The sequence below is a fragment of the Enterobacter sp. K16B genome, from assembly GCF_020216105.1.
In the GTDB taxonomy this organism is placed as follows: Bacteria; Pseudomonadota; Gammaproteobacteria; order Enterobacterales; family Enterobacteriaceae; genus Enterobacter; species Enterobacter sichuanensis.
The window spans coordinates 1-19,701 of sequence record NZ_JAIWJZ010000026.1 but is presented as its reverse complement, the minus strand read 5'-3'; the positions used below and the strand labels follow the sequence as shown (position 1 = coordinate 19,701).

The following is a 19,701-nucleotide window of genomic DNA, read 5'->3' as shown; positions in this document are numbered from 1 at the left end:
TTCCCTGTCGATTTAAAAAACTTATCCTGCTAATGCCACGCCTGCTATAGATATTAATTATGTCTCTGTTTTTGTTTATTAATGGCCTAAATTAAAACAAAACGACAGTCGAAAAATTTCATGATCGAAAAAAAGAAAAGCCGGGCGCTCTGACCCGGCTTTACAGAAGGGATGACCGTATTAACTGGCGACAGCCATACCCACGGTCATATGCAATCCGTAGAATACCCCACGGCCAATCAGTTCGCCCGCCAGGACGAGTACAAAGGCCAGTGACAGCAGCGGCAGCGCGGGCTGATAACCTTTGAGCTGCGGGGCAATCCAGAATACCAATGCCGCGACCAGCAGAACGACACGCCAGGCCATTAGCGAACCGTAATCCGGCACCAGGGCAGACGCCTGCTGAATCGAACTGTGAATGGTTGCCAGTTCAGCGCCCTGCATCAGGGCAACCATAGCACTCACGACCAGCGCCAGCAGCGAAACGGCAGGCAGCAAGCGCATAGCCCAACCGTCTACCCCCGCCACGCGCAGCAACAGATAGCCCAGCAGCGGTCCGCCGATAAACATGGTCAGGAAGAAGCTCATTGGCGTCCAGACGGTGTACCAGGTGGGAACCGTGTCGATGGTGTTATAGACGCGCACCATCATCCACACGAACACCACACCCAGCACCATGGTCACGATCAGCCACAGGCTGCGTAGAGCCGCAGGCAGCTTCTTCATTGCGGCCAGCAGCCAGCCCAGCCCGCCAACGGCAAAGAAAATCGCCCCGCTGGCAATCTCATTACTCAGGGACGAGGCGCCCACACGATTCAGAGAATTAAATGCGCGCATCGGCGATCCCAGGTGCAGCGTAGAAGCAATGAACCCAATCCCCATGAGCACCCACAGGCCAAACATGCTCAACACTAAACGCTGCTGCTGTTCGCCGCTGAGATTGCCCTTCAGCAGCGCCAGCGCGAGCACAATGAAGCCACCAGCCACGCACTGACCAAAGACCGTGAAGATCATCAGCGGCCATTCATGCCATCCACTTCCCATCTCACACCTCCTTCGGATTTGCCAGGTAGCCGGTGGTATCACCTGTAGGACGGCTGTTGGCGTTAGGTTTAATCACAATACTCGGCTTCGTGAAGTGCGCAGACGGCAGGGGAGCCACTGCGGCAAGCTGACCGTGTTTTTGACGCAGCTCTTCAACAGGGCCGAAGTCCAGCGCGCGCAGCGGGCAGGATTCGACGCAAATCGGCTTTTTGCCCTCTGCGACGCGGGTGTGGCAGCCATCGCATTTGGTCATATGCCCTTTCGCGGCGTTGTACTGCGGTGCGCCGTAGGGGCAGGCCATATGGCAATAGCGACAGCCGATGCAAACATCTTCATCCACCACCACAAAACCGTCTTCGCGCTTATGCATCGCGCCGCTCGGGCAGACCTTGGTACAGGCGGGATCTTCACAGTGGTTACAGGCAATCGACAGGTAATAAGCGAACACGTTCTGATGCCAGACGCCGTTATCTTCCTGCCAGTCGCCCCCGGCGTATTCGTAGATACGACGGAAGCTCACGTCCGGAGTCAGGTCTTTGTAATCTTTACAGGCCAGCTCGCAGGTTTTGCACCCGGTGCAACGGCTGGAATCAATAAAAAATCCATACTGAGTTGTCATCGGTTACTCCTTAAACCTTTTCAACCTGGACAAGGTTTGTGTGGGATGGGTTGCCTTTCGCCAGCGGAGACGGGCGCTGCGTGGTCAGTACGTTAATACTGCCAGCCTGATCGATGCCCTTTGCATCCGGCCTGTACCAGGCGCCTTCCCCCAGCGCCACCACGCCGGGCATCATGCGCGGGGTCACTTTGGCTTCAATACGGACCTCACCGCGGCCGTTAAAGATCCGCACGCGATCGCCATTGCTGATACCGCGCGCTTTGGCATCCATCGGGTTGATCCACATCTCCTGTCGACAGGCCGCTTTCAGGACATCGACGTTACCGTAGGTGGAGTGAACACGCGCTTTGTAGTGGAAACCGGTCAGTTGCAGCGGGAATTTCGCCGTCAGTGGATCGTTATAGTTTTCAAAACCCGGCGTGTAGATCGGCAGCGGATCGATAACGTCCCCTTCCGGCAGCTCCCAGGTAGAGGCGATTTTTGCCAGCTCTTCGGAGTAGATTTCGATTTTGCCCGACGGCGTGGTTAGCGGGTTCGCCTGCGGATCTTCACGGAACGCTTTGTACGCCACGTGATGCCCTTCCGGGTCACGCTGTTTGTACATACCCTGCTTGCGGAAGGTATCGAAGTCCGGCAGATCGGGGATCGCTTTACGGGAGAGCGCGTGAAGATGGCGCATCCACCCTTCCTGAGTACGCCCCTCGGTAAACTGCTGCTCTACACCAAGCCGTTTCGCCAGTTCGGAGGTCATTTCATAGATGGTTTTGCACTCAAAACGCGGCTTGATGGCCTGGTCGGTGAAGATCACATAGGACATGTTGCCGCAGGAGGCATCCAGCGCGAAATCCATCTGCTCAGAGGCGGTGCAGTCCGGCAGCAGAATATCGGCATATTTTGCCGAGGAGGTCATGTGGCAGTCGATCACCACAATCATCTCGCACTTCTTGTCGTCCTGCAGGATTTCATGGGTACGGTTGATTTCGGAGTGCTGGTTGATAAGACAGTTGCCGGCATAGTTCCAGATCATCTTGATCGGCACATCCAGCTTGTCCTTGCCGCGCACACCGTCGCGCAGGGCGGTCATTTCCGGGCCACGTTCAATCGCATCGGTCCACATAAACATGGAGATGCTGGTCTTCACGGGGTTGTCCAGGGTCGGCATCCGTTCAAACGGCAGCGAGTACGAACCTTCACGCGCGCCGGTATTACCGCCGTGAATACCGACGTTGCCGGTCAGAATAGAGAGCATAGAGATAGCGCGGGTGGCAATTTCGCCGTTCGCATGGCGCTGCGGGCCCCAGCCCTGGCTGATGTAGGCAGGTTTGGCTGAGCCAATTTCACGTGCCAGCTGCACAATACGTTCCGCCGGAATACCGGTGATGGTAGATGCCCACGCCGGCGTTTTCGCTACGCCGTCGCTGCCCTGGCCGAGAATATACGCTTTGTAATGCCCGTTTGCTGGCGCGCTGGCCGGCAGGGTTTTCTCGTCATAGCCGACGCAGTATTTATCCAGGAAAGGCTGATCGACGAGGTTTTCGGTGATCATCACCCAGGCCAGTGCGGAGACCAGCGCCGCATCGGTCCCCGGACGAATGGGGATCCATTCATCTTCGCGCCCTGCACCGGTGTCGGTATAGCGCGGATCGATGATGATCATGCGGGCATTGGATTTGGCGCGGGCCTGTTCCAGATAGTAGGTCACCCCGCCGCCGCTCATACGCGTTTCACCCGGGTTGTTACCGAACAGCACGACCAGCTTACTGTTTTCGATATCCGACGGGCTGTTGCCGTCCGCCCAGCCACCATAGGTGTAGTTCAGGCCAGCGGCGATCTGCGCCGAGGAGTAATCACCGTAGTGATTGAGGTAACCGCCGCAGCAATTCATCAGGCGCGCTACCAGCGTTTTACCCGGTGGCCAGGAGCGGGTCAGCGTGCCGCCGAGTGTCCCGGTGCCATAGTTCAGGTAGATGGATTCGTTGCCGTACTCTTTGATCAAACGCTGCATATTGCTGGCGATGATATCGTAGGCTTCATCCCAGCTAATCCGCTCGAACTTCCCTTCTCCACGCTTACCGACGCGTTTCATCGGGTATTTCAGACGGTCCGGGTTATACACGCGACGACGCATGGAACGGCCACGCAGACAAGCCCGAACCTGATGTAATCCTTCGTAGCTATCGTCGCCGGTATTATCGGTTTCGACATACTTAATTTCGCCGTCCACCACGTGCATACGCAGGGGACAACGGCTACCACAGTTGACGGTACAGGCACTCCACACCACTTTTTCCGGCGTGGTGGCTGGGGAGAGTGCCTCTGCCGCCGATGCCAGTCGGGTAAAAGGGAGCGTGAAGGCGCTGCTGGCTACAGCCAGACCGCCTATTGCCGTGGTTTTCATCAACCCACGGCGAGTGACCTCGGCAGCCATGAGTGCTTCAGGCGCGTTGATTTTCATAGAAACTCACTTTGGTTGCTCACAAAGAAAAGAGAGGCGGCGCGAACCGCAACATAGCTTTATAGATATCGAATTTCCGGGTATTCAGCTTTTTATGCTGACTTTCATTCGCAACAGTATTACTACTTTGGAGGGAGGGGGTATTGCGTCGTATCAATTCACAGACATAAAAAAAGCGCCCGCAGGCGCTTTTTTGTTTTGAGGCAAATCATTAGCCGATGTACTGCAGGCCTTTCATGTATGGACGCAGCACTTCAGGGATCTCGATGCGACCATCTGCCTGCTGGTAGTTTTCCATCACAGCAACCAGCGTACGGCCAACCGCCAGACCAGAACCATTCAGGGTGTGCACCAGACGGGTTTTCTTGTCAGATTTGCTGCGGCAGCGTGCCTGCATACGGCGCGCCTGGAAATCCCAGACGTTAGAGCAGGAGGAGATTTCACGGTAGGTGTTCTGCGCAGGCACCCACACTTCAAGGTCGAAGGTTTTGCGGGCGCCAAAGCCCATATCACCGGTGCACAGGGCCATACGACGGTACGGCAGACCCAGCAGCTCCAGCACTTTCTCGGCGTGACCGGTCATCTCTTCCAGCGCATCCATGGAATCTTCAGGACGGACGATCTGCACCATCTCAACTTTATCAAACTGGTGCATACGGATCAGACCGCGCGTGTCGCGACCGTAGGAGCCTGCTTCAGAACGGAAGCACGGAGAGTGCGCCGTCAGTTTGATCGGCAGATCGTCTTCATCGATGATCTCATCACGCACGAGGTTGGTCAGCGGCACTTCCGCCGTTGGGATCAGCGCGTAGTTGCTGCTGTCCGCTTCCTCGTCCAGCGGACGGGTGTGGAACAGATCGCCGGCAAATTTCGGCAACTGACCGGTACCGTACAGGGTATCGTGGTTAACCAGATACGGAACATAAGTTTCACTGTAGCCGTGCTGCTCGGTGTGCAGATCCAGCATGAACTGCGCCAGAGCGCGGTGCAGATGAGCAATCTGGCCTTTCATCACCACAAAGCGAGAACCGGTCAGCTTAACTGCTGCTGCAAAGTCCAGGCCTGTGTGCATTTCGCCCAGCGTCACGTGATCGCGCACCTCGAAGTCAAACTCACGAGGCGTACCCCAGCGTTTCACTTCAACGTTGTCGTTTTCATCTTTACCGACAGGGACGCTGTCGTCAGGAATATTCGGGATAGCCAGGGCAATATCACGAATTTCGGCCTGAAGAACATCCAGTTCGGCTTTCGCCTGATCCAGTTCTTCACCCAGTTTGTTCACTTCCAGGCGTAATGGCTCAATATCTTCCCCGCGCGCTTTCGCCTGGCCAATGGATTTCGATCGAGAATTACGCTCTGCCTGCAGATTTTCAGTTTGTACCTGCAGAACTTTACGACGCTCTTCAAGAGCGCGCAGCTTATCTACATCCAGCTTAAAGCCCCGGCGTGCCAGTTTTTCAGCGACTGCGTCTGGCTCATTACGCAGCAGATTGGGATCGAGCATGCTTATCCTGTGCTTATCGAATTAAAATAGGAAAAAGTGACCACAGCCTGCGATCACAGGGATACAACGCCAACATTACCGCAACGACTGCACTAACGGTAGCGTTTTATAGGGCTATTTTGATCCTGTCCGGCGAGCCAGGCGAGCTTTTCGCCAATCTTGCCTTCAAGACCTCTGTTTGTGGGGTGATAATAGCGGGTTTGTGCCATCTCCTGCGGGAAATATTCCTCACCGGCCGCGTAGGCATTGGGTTCATCATGGGCGTAACGGTACTCCTGCCCATACCCCATCTCTTTCATCAGTTTGGTTGGCGCATTACGCAGGTGAACCGGCACATCGTAGTCCGGGCGTTCACGCGCATCAGACATCGCCGCTTTAAACGCGGTATAAACGGCATTGCTTTTCGGCGCACAGGCCAGATAGACAATCGCCTGGGCAATTGCACGTTCACCTTCCGCCGGACCCACGCGGGTGAAACAGTCCCACGCCGACAGCGCGACCTGCATGGCACGAGGATCGGCATTGCCGACATCTTCTGAGGCGATCGCCAGGCAGCGGCGCGCAACGTACAGCGGATCGCCACCGGCAGTAATGATGCGCGCGTACCAGTACAGTGCCGCATCTGGCGCGCTGCCGCGCACGGATTTATGCAGGGCAGAGATGAGATCGTAAAATCGATCGCCTTTATTATCGAAACGCGCGCTGCGCTCCCCGGCTATTTCGGTGAGCAGTTCCGGCTTCAGCACTCGTTTGCCAGCATCGTCGACTTCGGCCATGTCGGCCATCATCTCCAGCGTATTCAGCGCCCGACGCGCATCACCGTTCACCAGCTCCGCAATCGCACGACGCGTGTCGTCAGGCAGAACGATATCCTGCCCGCCGTAGCCGCGCGTTTTATCATCCATCGCCTGGGTGAGAACCTTTTCGATATCCTCGACGGTCAGCGATTTGAGCAAGTAAACGCGCGCACGAGACAACAGCGCCGAGTTCAGTTCAAACGAGGGATTTTCGGTGGTCGCACCGATGAAGAAGATCGTGCCGTCTTCAATGTGCGGCAGAAAGGCATCCTGCTGGCTTTTGTTGAAGCGGTGAACTTCGTCCACGAAGAGGATAGTCCTGCGCCCGGCATTGCGGTTCTGCCGCGCGCGCTCGATAGCTTCGCGGATCTCTTTCACGCCGGACGTAACTGCAGAGATGCGTTCAACGTCCGCGTTCGCATAGCGGGCGATCACTTCGGCAAGCGTGGTTTTGCCCGTGCCGGGTGGCCCCCAGAGGATCATCGAGTGAAGATGCCCGGCCTCAATGGCGCGCGGCAATGGCTTACCGGCAGCCAGCAGGTGTTGCTGGCCGATATACTGCGCTAAATTTTCTGGCCGCATACGAGCGGCCAGAGGTTGAAACGCGTTGTCTGAAAAATCGAGCGACAGATTGCTCACTCACGCCTCTTACTTACGTTGGTCATCCACCGTTACGCCCTGCGGCGGGGTAAAGGTGAATTTCGATGCATCTACAGCGCCATTCTGCTGAGACTTAAGCTGATAGCTGCTGCGCTGATCGTCCTGCTCAACGGCGCCAAACTGATTAATGGTACCGTTGGGGCTTACGTTAATGGTGAACTGCTTCAGGTTGCCGTTACTGCCTTTTGGCGTCAGGACAAACTCGTCCCCCGTCTGCTTAATATTGTACTGCTGCCAGTCGCTGGCCTGGTTGCGGGCAATCAGCATAAATGGCGTATTGCTGGTGGCATCTTTCAGCCAGGTCGCCGTTGCCTGCTCAACGAACGGGTTGAAGAACCATAGCGTTTTACCGTCAGACACCAGGATGCTTTCATCCGGCTGGGTCATGTGCCAGTTAAACAGATTCGGGCGTTTTACCCACAAATCTCCCTGACCTTCCTGCACCGCGTTGCCGCTGCCGTCAGTCACTTTTTGCGTGAAGCTGGCGTGGAAGCTGCTTACTTTATCCAGTCGGCTTTTAAGGTCGCTGGCTGCATCAGCCCAGACGCTGCTGGCAACAAAACTGGTGAGTAATGCACAGGCGATGGCGATTTTTTTCATTGTTATTCCTTAAAATACGTCTTCCCGATATGGGGTTTCCGTCTTCTATTCTGGACCTGCCCGCAGGCAGGCGACAGAAGAAAATGCTTAATTTTGGTTGATTTACCCTTCTTTGCAATTGCCGAAGGTTAATCAAACGGCGGTGGTGCCAGCACCTCGCGGTTACCGTTGTGCCCCTGCTCGCTGACAATACCCTGCGCTTCCATCTGTTCGATGATACGCGCCGCGCGGTTATAGCCGATGCGGAACTGACGCTGTACGCCAGAGATGGAGGCCTTGCGTTTTTCGGTCACGAAGTTCACCGCCTGATCGAATAACGGATCCAGCTCTTCGCCGCCGTCGAAGCCACCGCCGCCGCCTTCGCTTTCCGTGTCGCTAGTGATGCCATCAACATATTGCGGACGACCACGTGCTTTCCAGTCCTGCACTACCGCGTGCACTTCCTGGTCGCGAACGAATGCCCCGTGAACACGCACCGGAGAGGTGGAATTCGGGCCGGAATAGAGCATGTCTCCCATCCCCAGCAGCGACTCTGCACCGCCCTGATCAAGGATGGTACGTGAGTCAATTTTACTGGATACGGTAAAGGCGATACGCGTCGGGATGTTCGCTTTAATCAGACCGGTGATAACGTCCACGGATGGACGCTGGGTCGCGAGCACAAGGTGAATACCGGCAGCACGCGCTTTCTGCGCCAGGCGGGCAATCAGCTCTTCCACTTTCTTACCGACGGTCATCATCAGGTCGGCGAATTCATCCACCAGCACCACGATATAAGGCAGTTTTTCCAGCACCGGATGCTGGGCATCCATGCTGTCTCCCGGTTTCCAGTACGGATCCGGGATCGGACGGCCCATACGCGCCGCCTCGGCGATTTTCTCGTTATAACCAGCCAGGTTACGCACGCCCAGTGCCGACATCAGCTTGTAGCGACGCTCCATCTCATTCACGCTCCAGCGCAGAGCGTTGGCCGCGTCTTTCATGTCGGTGACCACTTCCGTCAGCAGGTGCGGGATGCCTTCATAGACGGACAGTTCGAGCATTTTCGGGTCGATCATGATGAAACGCACATCTTCCGGCTGCGCTTTATAGAGCATGCTAAGGATCATGGCGTTTACACCGACGGACTTACCGGAACCGGTCGTACCGGCCACCAGCAGGTGAGGCATCTTCGCGAGGTCTGCCACCACCGGATCGCCAGCAATATCTTTACCCAACACCACCGTTAGCGGGGAAGGGTTATCGCGGAACTTGGTGTTATCCAGCACTTCACGCAGGTAGACGGTCTGACGTTTCTTGTTCGGCAGTTCAAGGCCAACGTACGGTTTGCCCGGTATGACCTCCACCACACGCACCGCCACGGTCGACAGAGAACGCGCCAGGTCACGGGAGAGGTTAGAAATACGCGCGGCTTTTACACCTGGCGCCAGGTTCAGTTCGAAACGGGTGATGACCGGCCCCGGGGAGTAGTTCACCACGTCCGCTTTAATGCGGAAGTCAGCCAGACGCGCTTCGACCAGACGCGCCATCTGCTCCAGCGCAAAGGTATCAACCGGTTCAACTTCCGCTGGCGGCGGCGTTAACAGATCCAGCGACGGCAGTGGCGTGCTTGGACGCTGCAGCGGACGGCTGTCACCGTTACGCATCAGCAGCGGGTGAATCAGACTCTCCTGCGGCTGTGGCGCAGGCTGCTGGAACTGCGGCGGTTGTTGTGGCTGCTGCGGTTGCGCGTAAGCCTGCGGCGCCGGCTGCTGCGGTTGCGGTGCGTATGACGGCTGTGCGGGTTGCTGGCGCACAGGCTCCGCTTCCGGCATCACGCTCGGGGTAAATAAAGGCTCGCTCGGGCCATCATCCACCAGATCTTTCATCGGCGAGAATTCAAAATCCGACAGGGAGAATGGATTTGCACCAGCCGGTTGTTCGCCGGAATAGCGCTGCTGCTGGGTAGCGGCAAACTGGCGCGCCAGTTCGGCTTCCGCCGCGTCATCGTCGTCCAGCGCAGGCTCATCGTGCTGATATTCCTCACCGTAGCGTTGATTCTGCTGCGCGGCGAACTGGCGAGCCAGCTCAGCCTGCTGCATGTCATCGCCATCATCCTCGTACTCAGACTCGCGGGCTTTTTCTTCGGCCATCCGCTGGGAAGGCAGTTTGATACCATAAGAGGCAAGCTCACGACGGGTTGGCACGCGGACACGGTTAGGACGAGGCAATTGAGGACCAATCCCCTCTTTTACCTGAGGACGTGGCGCCCCCCCTGTTGCCAGGCTAAAGACAGGTGCAGCCACGGCCGCCGCTGCGGTGGCCTGCTTCACGCTTTCCGCTACAGGGGCAACCGAAGGTGTTGGATCAACCTGAGGAGCCGAAACAGCAGCTGCTTTCGTAACAGGTTCCTGCACCGGTTCAGGCACTGGCTGATACCAGGCCGCCAGCTGTTCGCGTTCACGCGCACGGCGCTCTTCGACTTCTTCAAAATAGTACAGCGGCGGACGTGCTGGCTTCACCTCTTCCACGATTTCGGGCTCAGGTTCCGGCTCAGGTTGCGGTGCGACATAAGGCTGCACGGGTTCAACCGGTTCAGGCACATACTCCTGATACGGTTGAGTTACAGGCTGTTCATAGTGTGGGTTGTGTTGTGGTTCATACGCAGGCTGCGGCGGCTGATAAGGCTGCTGCCACTGCTCCTGCTGAACGGGAATATAGCTTTCTGGTTCAGGCGCAATAACCGGTTCTGGGGTATGAACACCCGGCGCAGTCTGCCAGTCTACCTGAGGCTGCTGAATAACGGATTCCGGCGGTGAAACCGGCGCAGAAGGCATCACGGCGTCAACGGGGGCGGCATAGGCCTGAGCAGCGGTCGTCGCGGCGGCTGCGGCGGCAACCGGCTCGGTGACCGAATGACCGTTTAACAGCGGATCGTATTCGTCAAAATCGCCTGGGGTGGCACGGTTGCCGGAGAAGAGCACATCGTCAGGATCGACCTGATTTCCCGCAGCGCGATAGACCACCTGCTCGTCTTCATCCATGCGTTTACCAGAGAAGAGCGCCGCATCAGTTTTACGGCCCAGCGGGTTGGCAAATTTCTCTGCAACACGTTGGCGACGCGCCAGCGCGCCACGCAGAATTCGAGCACGACGAGACTCGCGACGCTGCACAGGCGCGTCATCTTCCTCTTCATCTTCATCTTCGTACTCATCTTCATCAACCCACGTATCGTCACGACGGGTACGGTTGCTGGCGAAGGTCAGAATAGTGAGGATAAAACTGCCAATTTTCTCGGCAATGCTCACCCAGGACCAGCCGGTGAATAACGTCAGCCCCGCCGCCCAGATGCACAGCAACGCCAGCGTGCCGCCGCTGCTATGAAGCATCGGCTGCAGCGCAGAACTCAACAGGCTGCCAATCACACCACCCGAAGCGAAGTACCAGATATCATCCGCATTAATGGCCGCCAGCCCGCATGAGGTGAGGATCAGTGCCAGTGCGCCAATCAGACGCAGCGAAACGGCGAAATAGTCGATGTAATCATCGTTTTGACGATGTCGCCACGCAAACCAGCACCCGCCAATAATAATGACGGGAAGGGTGTAGGCCATCACACCGAAAATGAAAAAGAGCGTGTCCGCAAGCCAGGCACCGGGTACGCCGCCTAAATTATGAATAGGCTCATGCCATGCAGTTTGTGACCAGCTGGGATCTGAGGGATTGAAACTGAGTAAGGCTGCCATCAGCCAGACGGCAAAAAGGGCAATAACAATCAGCAAAGCCTCAAGGAGACGACGTCCGCTGCTTAGCTTCGATAGTGTGACTTCTTTGTCTTCAGTGTATTCCTGGCTCAAGAAAGGCTCTCCAGGTATCAGGCATATCCTGCCTGTTTGCTAAAACGGACAACAGCGCCGGGACTCCCCGGCACTGTTGCTGTATGGATTAACAGGAGTGTAATCAAACTACGCTGATTTTGCACCTGTTCCGTGTTAGCGCGTCTTAATAACCAGACGATTGCTCTGTTTGACCTCTTCCATCACCACATAGGTACGGGTGTCGTTCACGCCTGGCAGACGCAGCAGGGTTTCCCCCAGCAGCTTACGGTAGGCGGACATATCAGGCACACGGGTTTTCAACAGGTAGTCGAAATCACCGGACACCAGGTGACACTCTTGAATTTCTTCAAGTTTTTGTACAGCGGCGTTAAATTGCTCAAACACATCCGGCGCACCACGATTCAGAGTAATCTCAACAAATACCAGAAGTGAGGCATCCAGATAATGCGGGTTCAGCAGAGCTGTATAGCCCTGAATAAAACCCTGTCTTTCCAGTCGGCGCACACGCTCAAGGCACGGCGTCGGGGAAAGTCCCACACGTTTTGAAAGCTCGACGTTGGAAATACGCCCATCCTTTTGCAATTCATTAAGAATGTTACGATCGATACGGTCGAGATCTTTGCCAGGGCGCTTCTTGCTATCTACCATTATTATTGTCTCTCTGTATTCCTTCCCTACTCCTGCCTGGACCCTGTGCACATCACTGTTCAGAGCCTGTACCCGTTAGTCATCACATCGCCTGATTTTGTATTAGACGCGATGCGGATTCGGGTTCTGTTGGTAAGAAGACCGTTGCCCGAAGGCTGTCACCGACATCACGTATGGCGTCTGTCCACGCCATGCGTAGATTTCACTGACCCGGTAAAAATGGCATTTACGTGCATGCCTATGCGGCATACGGTTAACGCGGTTTTTTTTCTTCCTTGAATGTTTTCGCAAAAGCGCAGGGGATTGTCAAAGCAAAACATCGTTTTTTAGTACAACATGCCGGATATTCATTACGGCAGGGTATTAATCCTCATTTTATTGCCTTATAAACAACCGGTTTTCAGGAGAAAGCTTGATGTTATAGCGCGCCATTCATCGTCCGTGGCTATTACACAGATTGATATCAAAATTGCTGCGCTCTTTTTTTACGACAACAAATTCCCTACAATCCAGCCAAATGTCTGCCAACAACAATGGGGATCTCATGGGCACGGCCAAACACAGTAAGCTGCTAATCCTTGGTTCTGGACCTGCGGGATATACCGCGGCGGTCTATGCTGCACGCGCTAACCTGCAACCGGTATTAATCACCGGCATGGAAAAAGGCGGTCAGCTGACCACCACCACCGAAGTGGAAAACTGGCCAGGCGATCCGAACGACCTGACCGGGCCGCTACTGATGGAACGTATGCACGAGCATGCTGCCAAATTCGAAACCGAAATTCTGTTCGACCATATTAACAAGGTCGATCTGCAGAACCGTCCGTTCCGCCTGACGGGTGACAGCGGCGAATACACCTGTGACGCGCTGATCATCGCCACCGGTGCTTCTGCCCGTTACCTGGGCCTGCCATCAGAAGAAGCGTTTAAAGGCCGCGGCGTCTCTGCCTGCGCAACCTGTGACGGTTTCTTCTACCGCAATCAGAAAGTTGCAGTCATCGGCGGCGGCAACACTGCCGTGGAAGAAGCGCTGTATCTGGCGAACATTGCCTCAGAAGTGCACCTGATCCACCGCCGCGATACATTCCGCGCGGAGAAGATCCTGATCAAACGTCTGATGGATAAAGTAGCAAGCGGCAACATCGTGCTGCACACCAACCGCACGCTGGAAGAGGTCACGGGCGATCAGATGGGCGTTGCTGGTCTGCGTATTCGTGATACCCAGAACAGCGATAACGTCGAAACGCTGGACGTGGCGGGCCTGTTTGTTGCTATCGGTCACAGCCCGAACACGGCAATCTTCGAAGGGCAGCTGGAGCTGGAAAACGGCTACATTAAAGTGCAGTCAGGCATTCACGGTAACGCGACCCAGACCAGCATCCCGGGCGTGTTTGCGGCGGGCGATGTGATGGACCACATTTACCGTCAGGCAATTACCTCTGCGGGTACCGGGTGTATGGCCGCGCTGGATGCTGAACGCTACCTCGATGGACTGGCGGAACAAGGTAAATAATCTTTACAAGTCAGTAACAAACGTAAATAAAGGCGGCGATAAGTCGCCTTTATTGTCTCCCCGTTGTAACATTGCGCTGCCCAATTTCTAATAACGTCACCTGCAAAGTACGCAATGGAAAAAACCCGTCAACAAGAGTTAACACGCTGGCTGAAACAGCAAAGCGTTATTTCCCGCCGCTGGCTTACCATTTCCCGTCTGCTGGGATTTGTTAGCGGTCTGTTGATTGTTGCCCAGGCATGGCTGCTGGCCCGCATTCTCAATCACATGATCATGGAGAACATTCCCCGCGAGGCGCTCCTGCTGCCCTTTATTGTCCTGATCCTGGTTTTTATCCTGCGCGCCTGGGTGGTCTGGCTGCGTGAACGCGTCGGTTTTCATGCCGGACAGCATATCCGCTACGAGATCCGCCGTCAGGTGCTCGACAGGCTTCAGGAAGCCGGCCCGGCGTGGATTCAGGGAAAACCGGCCGGAAGCTGGGCGACGCTGATCCTCGAGCAGATTGACGATATGCATGACTATTACGCGCGCTATTTGCCGCAAATGGCGCTTGCCGTCTTCGTTCCGCTGCTGATTGTGATCGCCATCTTCCCGGTTAACTGGATGGCTGCACTGATTCTGCTGGGCACCGCCCCGCTGATCCCCCTGTTTATGGCGCTGGTTGGGATGGGAGCGGCGGATGCCAACCGCCGTAACTTCCTGGCATTGGGTCGCTTAAGCGGCCATTTCCTTGACCGCCTGCGCGGCATGGAGACATTACGCATTTTTGGCCGCGGTGAAGCGGAAACCGACAACATTCGTCTGGCATCGCAGGATTTCCGCCAGCGCACCATGGAAGTGTTACGCCTCGCCTTCTTATCCTCAGGCGTGCTGGAATTCTTTACTTCGCTGTCGATCGCCCTTGTGGCCGTCTACTTCGGCTTCTCCTATCTCGGTGCGCTGGATTTCGGCCATTACGGCACGGCAGTGACCCTTTCTGCCGGTTTCCTGGCGCTGATCCTGGCCCCGGAATTTTTCCAGCCTCTTCGCGATTTGGGGACCTTCTATCACGCTAAAGCACAGGCGGTTGGCGCGGCCGACAGCCTGAAAACGTTCCTGGAAACACCGCTGGCGCATCCGGAGCGGGGTGACGTGATGCTAAATGCCAAAGAACCCGTGACCGTCGAGGCCCAGGATTTTTGCATCCTCTCGCCGGAAGGTAAGGTGCTGGCAGGCCCGCTGAACTTTACCCTGCCGGCCGGACAGCGCGTGGTGCTCGTCGGCACCAGCGGTTCCGGGAAAAGTTCGTTACTGAATGCGCTATCCGGTTTTATGGCCTACACCGGTTCGCTGCAAATAAACAAAACCGAGTTGCGTAAACTCGACCCTGACGCCTGGCGTAAACAGCTCAGTTGGGTAGGACAAAACCCGCAGCTTCCGGCCTCCACGCTACGTGAAAATGTGCTTCTGGCGCGTCCGGATGCGCGTGAAGATGAACTGCAATCGGTGCTCGACCGCGCCTGGGTCAGCGAGTTTCTGCCGCTGCTCCCGCAAGGGGTGGACACCGTCGTCGGTGACCAGTCCGCCGGGCTGTCTGTTGGCCAGGCGCAGCGTGTAGCCGTTGCCCGCGCGCTGCTTAACCCATGTCAGCTGATGCTGCTGGATGAGCCTGCAGCCAGCCTGGATGCCCACAGTGAGCAGCGCGTGATGGAAGCGCTTAACGCCGCCTCACGCCAGCAAACGACCCTGATGGTCACCCACCAGCTGGAAGGTCTTGCCGACTGGGACCAGATCTGGGTCATGGAAAATGGCCGTCTTGTTGAGCAAGGCGATTACGCCTCTCTTGTTGCCGCGCAGGGGCCGTTTGCCGCCCTGCTGGCGAACCGTCAGGAGGACATCTGATGCGTGCTCTGCTGCCTTATCTTGCCCTCTATAAACGCCACAAATGGATGCTGACGCTGGGGATCGTGCTGGCGATTGTGACTCTGCTCGCCAGCATTGGTCTGCTCACGCTTTCCGGCTGGTTCCTGTCAGCCTCTGCCGTCGCGGGCGTTGCCGGGTTGTACAGCTTTAACTATATGCTCCCGGCGGCCGGCGTTCGCGGTACCGCCATCACCCGTACTGCCGGACGCTATTTTGAGCGGCTGGTCAGCCACGACGCCACTTTCCGCGTGCTGCAGCACCTGCGCATCTACACCTTCAGTAAACTGCTGCCCCTCTCCCCTGCCGGGCTGGCGCGTTTTCGTCAGGGTGAACTACTTAACCGTGTCGTTGCCGATGTCGACACGCTGGATCACCTTTACCTGCGCGTGATCTCCCCGATTGTAGGCGCGTTTGTGGTGATTGTGGTGGTGACGCTGGGATTGTCTTTTCTGGATGTTCCCGTTGCGCTCACGCTGGGCGGGATCATGCTGTTGACGCTTATAATTCTGCCGCCGCTCTTTTACCGCGCCGGGAAATCCACCGGGGAAAACCTGACGCGTCTGCGCGGAGATTACCGCCAGCAGTTGACCTCCTGGCTTCAGGGGCAGGCAGAACTGACCATTTTCGGTGCAAGCAAGCGCTATCGCGCGCGTATGGAAAGTACGGAGTTGAACTGGCATGAAGCTCAGCGCCGACAGTCGGAACTGACTGCGTTTTCCCAGGCACTGATGACACTCATTGGCGGCATCGCGGTGATTGCCATGCTGTGGCTGGCGTCCGGGAGTGTCGGGGGAAATACACAGCCAGGTCCCCTGATCGCCCTCTTCGTTTTTTGTGCGCTGGCCGCGTTTGAAGCGCTGGCACCCGTGACGGGCGCCTTCCAGCATCTGGGGCAGGTCATCGCCTCAGCCCTGCGCATCACCCAGATCGCCGAACAGGAACCTGAAGTAACATTCAGTGCAGGGCAGACAGCGGTACCCGCGCAGGTTGCGCTGGCGCTGGAAGATGTCACCTTCGCCTACGACAAACAGGCGCAAAACGCGCTGGAAAGCATCAACCTGTCTGTTAACGCCGGAGAGAGAATTGCGATCCTCGGCCGTACCGGTTGCGGTAAATCGACACTGCTGCAGCTGCTGACCCGCGCCTGGGATCCGCAGCGCGGCCAGATCCGTTTTAACAATACGTTGCTGACAGATTTCAGCGAGCAGGCCCTGCGTCAAACCGTCAGCGTCGTTCCACAGCGCGTACACCTGTTTAGCGCCACCCTGCGTGATAACCTGCTGCTGGCCGCACCGCACGCGTCTGATGACGCTCTTCGCGCCATGCTGGAGCAGGTCGGTCTGCACAAGCTGCTTGAGGACGAGGGATTAAACAGCTGGCTGGGTGAAGGCGGCCGTCAACTCTCCGGCGGTGAGCTGCGCAGACTGGCGATTGCGCGCGCGCTGCTGCACGATGCCCCGCTGATGTTGCTCGACGAACCCACCGAAGGGCTGGACGCGACAACTGAGAGCCAAATCCTTGATCTGCTTGCGAATGTGATGCGCGGGAAAACCGTGCTGATGGTCACGCACCGCCTGCGCGGTCTGGCGAGTTTTGATCGGATAATTGTGATGGACAACGGACAGATTATTGAGCAAGGTAGTCACGCAGAGCTGTTGACGAAACAGGGTCGCTACTACCAGTTTAAACAGCGTCTGTAGACTATATTTGTAGCGTCCTCACTCGCGTACTGGAGTTTTGCTGTCATGCGCCTGGTCCAGCTTTCTCGTCATAATATCGCGTTCCCTTCGCCGGAGGGTGCGCTACGCGAGCCCAATGGTCTGCTGGCCCTTGGCGGTGACCTTAGCCCTGCTCGGCTATTAATGGCGTACCAGCGCGGCATTTTCCCGTGGTTCTCCCCCGGCGACCCGATTTTATGGTGGTCTCCCGATCCCCGCGCCGTGCTGTGGCCAGAGCAGTTTCACCTGAGCCGCAGCATGAAGCGTTTCCATGCAAAATCACCGTACCGTGTCACCCTGAATCACGCCTTTGGTCAGGTTATAGAAGGCTGTGCCGAAGACCGCTATGAAGGGACATGGATAACCCGCGATATCATTACCGCCTATCACCAGTTGCATGAGCTGGGCTACGCCCACTCTATCGAGGTCTGGCAAGATGGGACGCTCGTCGGCGGCATGTACGGCGTGGCGCAGGGGACGCTGTTTTGTGGCGAGTCGATGTTCTCTCGTTCGGTCAACACCTCGAAAACCGCGCTGCTGGTTTTCTGCCAGGCCTTTGCCCAATGCGGCGGACGCCTGATCGATTGTCAGGTGCTCAACGAACACACGGCCTCACTGGGTGCGGTTGAAATCCCGCGACGCCAGTATATCGGGCATCTGGATGCCAGCCGTCAGGAGAAGCTCCCCCGCGACTTCTGGGTCCCGAGAACGCTCTTTATGCCCTATGCCTAAATGTTTTCCGCATATTTTTTGTGAGGGTGTTATAATTATGCCGCAGAGTAGCTTCTGCCTGTTGCCCCGCCGCCGTTTGGGACCCTCGCTTCAGATAACGTCCTGACGTTTATCCTGTTGTCTCCCCTTTACGAATGCGCTTCCTGTTCGGTTGTACCGTGACGCTTGGGCAATGCGCCGAAACTGTTTTGCTGCGTTTTAATCGCGCAATTCTTTACTTAATAGATGAATTTCGGCATTATCTTGCCGGTTCAAAACTTGGTAGTGATACCCCAGAGGATTAGATGGCCAAAGAAGACAATATTGAAATGCAGGGTACCGTACTTGATACGTTGCCTAATACCATGTTTCGCGTAGAGCTGGAAAACGGTCACGTGGTAACTGCGCACATCTCCGGTAAAATGCGCAAAAACTACATCCGCATTTTGACGGGCGACAAAGTGACTGTTGAACTGACCCCGTACGACCTGAGCAAAGGCCGCATTGTCTTCCGTAGTCGCTAATTGTTTTCGCCTGTAATGGCAGATGAATATTAAATAAGGTCGGGTTAGTCCCGGCCTTAAATTTATGAAAAACCCTTCCCTCTGTTATACAGCCGCTTTTGCTTTTCTTGCCGGGTGGCGCTGCGCTTACCCAGCCTACACGCCACATTGATATCAATAAATTGCACAACGCATTGTAGACCTGCGCAAGCGTAGCGCCGCCAGGCGACGTGGTAGTAGGCTGGTAATATGTGAATGCTGTTTATTTCATTTTTGTGCTGCCTGTACGGCAGTGTACGTTTACGCCCTTGCGGCGAAGATTCTCAAACGTTTCTAAGCTGCCTGTACGGCAGTGAACGAGAGGAAACATCGCCATCTTATTGTTCGAAAAGAAAATAATCAATATTTTCACCATAAACCCTTTTTCCAGACCACAATTAGCCGCTCATTAAATCAATGAGTTATAAACACCGTCAAAAAAAGGGTCTGACGATTAAGCGTCGGGGTTACTCCCCGACGCAGTCCACCGCACTCATCAAATAATATGGATAACGGTTTCGCCACCACGAGGCGCAACCACATCTGTCGCCATCGAATGCGTAATCTCGTGCAGTAACCCCGTGAGGTGCGGCAACATATCACGATCAAAATGGGACACCAGCAACACGTGGTTTAATGCCCGGCAGTAATTGCATTTCGTTTCGGTGTCTTCCAGGAGCCACGCTTTTTGTCGCGGTTGTTCCGCTTCTTCCTCAAATTCCACCACCTGAAAATCACGCATGGATACTGTCAGTCCAGTTTTGACTTCTTCGAGATATGCACCAAGACAACGACAAACGGGTTGGGTTTGCGGGAGTGATTTGCAGTCGAGCAGGATTTCGGTAAGCAGGTTGCAGCGCTCGGCGAGAGTGGGGAGATCGGGGTTGAGGGAGAGTTCGCTGTAGAAATGGGCGAAATTGTTTTCTGTATTCATTGGGTAATTCCTTCACACACTTTGAATTTACCACCGCAGCAACGCCAATTTGCTGGCGGCGGACGAAAAGGAATTGGCGTACCAGTGTGTGTGCTACTGGCGCTTCAAAAGAAGCTTCCGATTCGCCCGCCAGATGCAGAATTATACCCTTTTCTTTAGGGCGAACGAAGCCTGCCGCATTGCTGCTGCTCACACACTTTCAGGACGCCAATCCCGGCACCTGATTTTGCAGGTGC

The 19,701-nt window shown here is 55.9% G+C and carries 14 protein-coding genes; 5 read left to right on the top strand and 9 right to left on the bottom strand.

Features of this window, described 5'->3' with window-relative positions:
• Positions 1-180: 180 nt before the first annotated feature.
• From LDK53_RS06705 to lrp, 8 genes are all read right to left on the bottom strand, one after another.
• Positions 181-1,044, bottom strand: coding sequence for a dimethyl sulfoxide reductase anchor subunit family protein (locus LDK53_RS06705; RefSeq protein WP_225285077.1), 864 nt, complete (start codon positions 1,042-1,044; stop codon positions 181-183).
• Between the two features lies 1 nt (position 1,045).
• Entirely contained in the window at positions 1,046-1,663 is a 618-nt protein-coding gene (locus LDK53_RS06700) for a DMSO/selenate family reductase complex B subunit (protein ID WP_025756019.1), read from the bottom strand.
• Between the two features lie 10 nt (positions 1,664-1,673).
• The gene (dmsA, locus tag LDK53_RS06695; protein ID WP_225285075.1) at positions 1,674-4,118 is read right to left on the bottom strand and encodes a dimethylsulfoxide reductase subunit A; all 2,445 of its coding nucleotides are present in this window, start codon (positions 4,116-4,118) and stop codon (positions 1,674-1,676) included.
• A 211-nt stretch (positions 4,119-4,329) separates the two neighbouring features.
• Positions 4,330-5,622: a serine--tRNA ligase gene (serS, locus tag LDK53_RS06690; protein ID WP_025756021.1), complete on the bottom strand. Its 1,293-nt coding sequence runs from the start codon at positions 5,620-5,622 to the stop codon at positions 4,330-4,332.
• 92 nt (positions 5,623-5,714) lie between these two features.
• Positions 5,715-7,058: a replication-associated recombination protein RarA gene (gene rarA, locus LDK53_RS06685; protein ID WP_225285072.1), complete on the bottom strand. Its 1,344-nt coding sequence runs from the start codon at positions 7,056-7,058 to the stop codon at positions 5,715-5,717.
• 9 nt (positions 7,059-7,067) lie between these two features.
• Positions 7,068-7,679 (bottom strand): outer membrane lipoprotein chaperone LolA, encoded by a 612-nt coding sequence (lolA, locus tag LDK53_RS06680; RefSeq protein ID WP_059386168.1) that lies wholly within the window; start codon positions 7,677-7,679, stop codon positions 7,068-7,070.
• Positions 7,680-7,807: 128 nt separating this feature from the next.
• Positions 7,808-11,515, bottom strand: coding sequence for a DNA translocase FtsK 4TM domain-containing protein (locus LDK53_RS06675; RefSeq protein WP_225285070.1), 3,708 nt, complete (start codon positions 11,513-11,515; stop codon positions 7,808-7,810).
• A gap of 135 nt (positions 11,516-11,650) precedes the next feature.
• Positions 11,651-12,145: a leucine-responsive transcriptional regulator Lrp gene (gene lrp / locus LDK53_RS06670; protein ID WP_000228469.1), complete on the bottom strand. Its 495-nt coding sequence runs from the start codon at positions 12,143-12,145 to the stop codon at positions 11,651-11,653.
• Positions 12,146-12,689: 544 nt separating this feature from the next.
• On the opposite strand from lrp, the gene trxB reads away from it, so the two are divergent.
• From trxB to infA, 5 genes are all read left to right on the top strand, one after another.
• Positions 12,690-13,658, top strand: coding sequence for a thioredoxin-disulfide reductase (gene trxB, locus LDK53_RS06665; RefSeq protein WP_025756025.1), 969 nt, complete (start codon positions 12,690-12,692; stop codon positions 13,656-13,658).
• 114 nt (positions 13,659-13,772) lie between these two features.
• Positions 13,773-15,539, top strand: coding sequence for a heme ABC transporter permease/ATP-binding protein CydD (cydD, locus tag LDK53_RS06660; protein ID WP_094918135.1), 1,767 nt, complete (start codon positions 13,773-13,775; stop codon positions 15,537-15,539).
• Positions 15,539-17,260: a heme ABC transporter ATP-binding protein/permease CydC gene (gene cydC / locus LDK53_RS06655; RefSeq protein ID WP_225285067.1), complete on the top strand. Its 1,722-nt coding sequence runs from the start codon at positions 15,539-15,541 to the stop codon at positions 17,258-17,260. The genes cydD and cydC overlap by 1 nt, the downstream gene beginning before the upstream one ends.
• 45 nt (positions 17,261-17,305) lie before the next feature.
• Positions 17,306-18,010: a leucyl/phenylalanyl-tRNA--protein transferase gene (gene aat / locus LDK53_RS06650; RefSeq protein WP_225285059.1), complete on the top strand. Its 705-nt coding sequence runs from the start codon at positions 17,306-17,308 to the stop codon at positions 18,008-18,010.
• A 284-nt stretch (positions 18,011-18,294) separates the two neighbouring features.
• Positions 18,295-18,513 carry a translation initiation factor IF-1 gene (gene infA / locus LDK53_RS06645; RefSeq protein WP_002211347.1) on the top strand — a complete coding sequence of 73 codons (219 nt, stop codon included), beginning with the start codon at positions 18,295-18,297 and terminating at the stop codon, positions 18,511-18,513.
• A gap of 514 nt (positions 18,514-19,027) precedes the next feature.
• On the opposite strand, the gene LDK53_RS06640 is transcribed toward infA, so the two are convergent.
• Entirely contained in the window at positions 19,028-19,465 is a 438-nt protein-coding gene (locus LDK53_RS06640; protein WP_225285057.1) for a hypothetical protein, read from the bottom strand.
• Positions 19,466-19,701 lie beyond the last annotated feature (236 nt).

Coding starts and splice junctions, on each gene's coding strand:
- LDK53_RS06705 (WP_225285077.1), bottom strand. CDS start 1,044: ATGGGAAGTGGATGGCATGAATGGCCGCTGATGATCTTCACGGTCTTT.
- LDK53_RS06700 (WP_025756019.1), bottom strand. CDS start 1,663: ATGACAACTCAGTATGGATTTTTTATTGATTCCAGCCGTTGCACCGGG.
- dmsA (WP_225285075.1), bottom strand. CDS start 4,118: ATGAAAATCAACGCGCCTGAAGCACTCATGGCTGCCGAGGTCACTCGC.
- serS (WP_025756021.1), bottom strand. CDS start 5,622: ATGCTCGATCCCAATCTGCTGCGTAATGAGCCAGACGCAGTCGCTGAA.
- lolA (WP_059386168.1), bottom strand. CDS start 7,679: ATGAAAAAAATCGCCATCGCCTGTGCATTACTCACCAGTTTTGTTGCC.
- lrp (WP_000228469.1), bottom strand. CDS start 12,145: ATGGTAGATAGCAAGAAGCGCCCTGGCAAAGATCTCGACCGTATCGAT.
- trxB (WP_025756025.1), top strand. CDS start 12,690: ATGGGCACGGCCAAACACAGTAAGCTGCTAATCCTTGGTTCTGGACCT.
- cydD (WP_094918135.1), top strand. CDS start 13,773: ATGGAAAAAACCCGTCAACAAGAGTTAACACGCTGGCTGAAACAGCAA.
- cydC (WP_225285067.1), top strand. CDS start 15,539: ATGCGTGCTCTGCTGCCTTATCTTGCCCTCTATAAACGCCACAAATGG.
- aat (WP_225285059.1), top strand. CDS start 17,306: ATGCGCCTGGTCCAGCTTTCTCGTCATAATATCGCGTTCCCTTCGCCG.
- infA (WP_002211347.1), top strand. CDS start 18,295: ATGGCCAAAGAAGACAATATTGAAATGCAGGGTACCGTACTTGATACG.
- LDK53_RS06640 (WP_225285057.1), bottom strand. CDS start 19,465: ATGAATACAGAAAACAATTTCGCCCATTTCTACAGCGAACTCTCCCTC.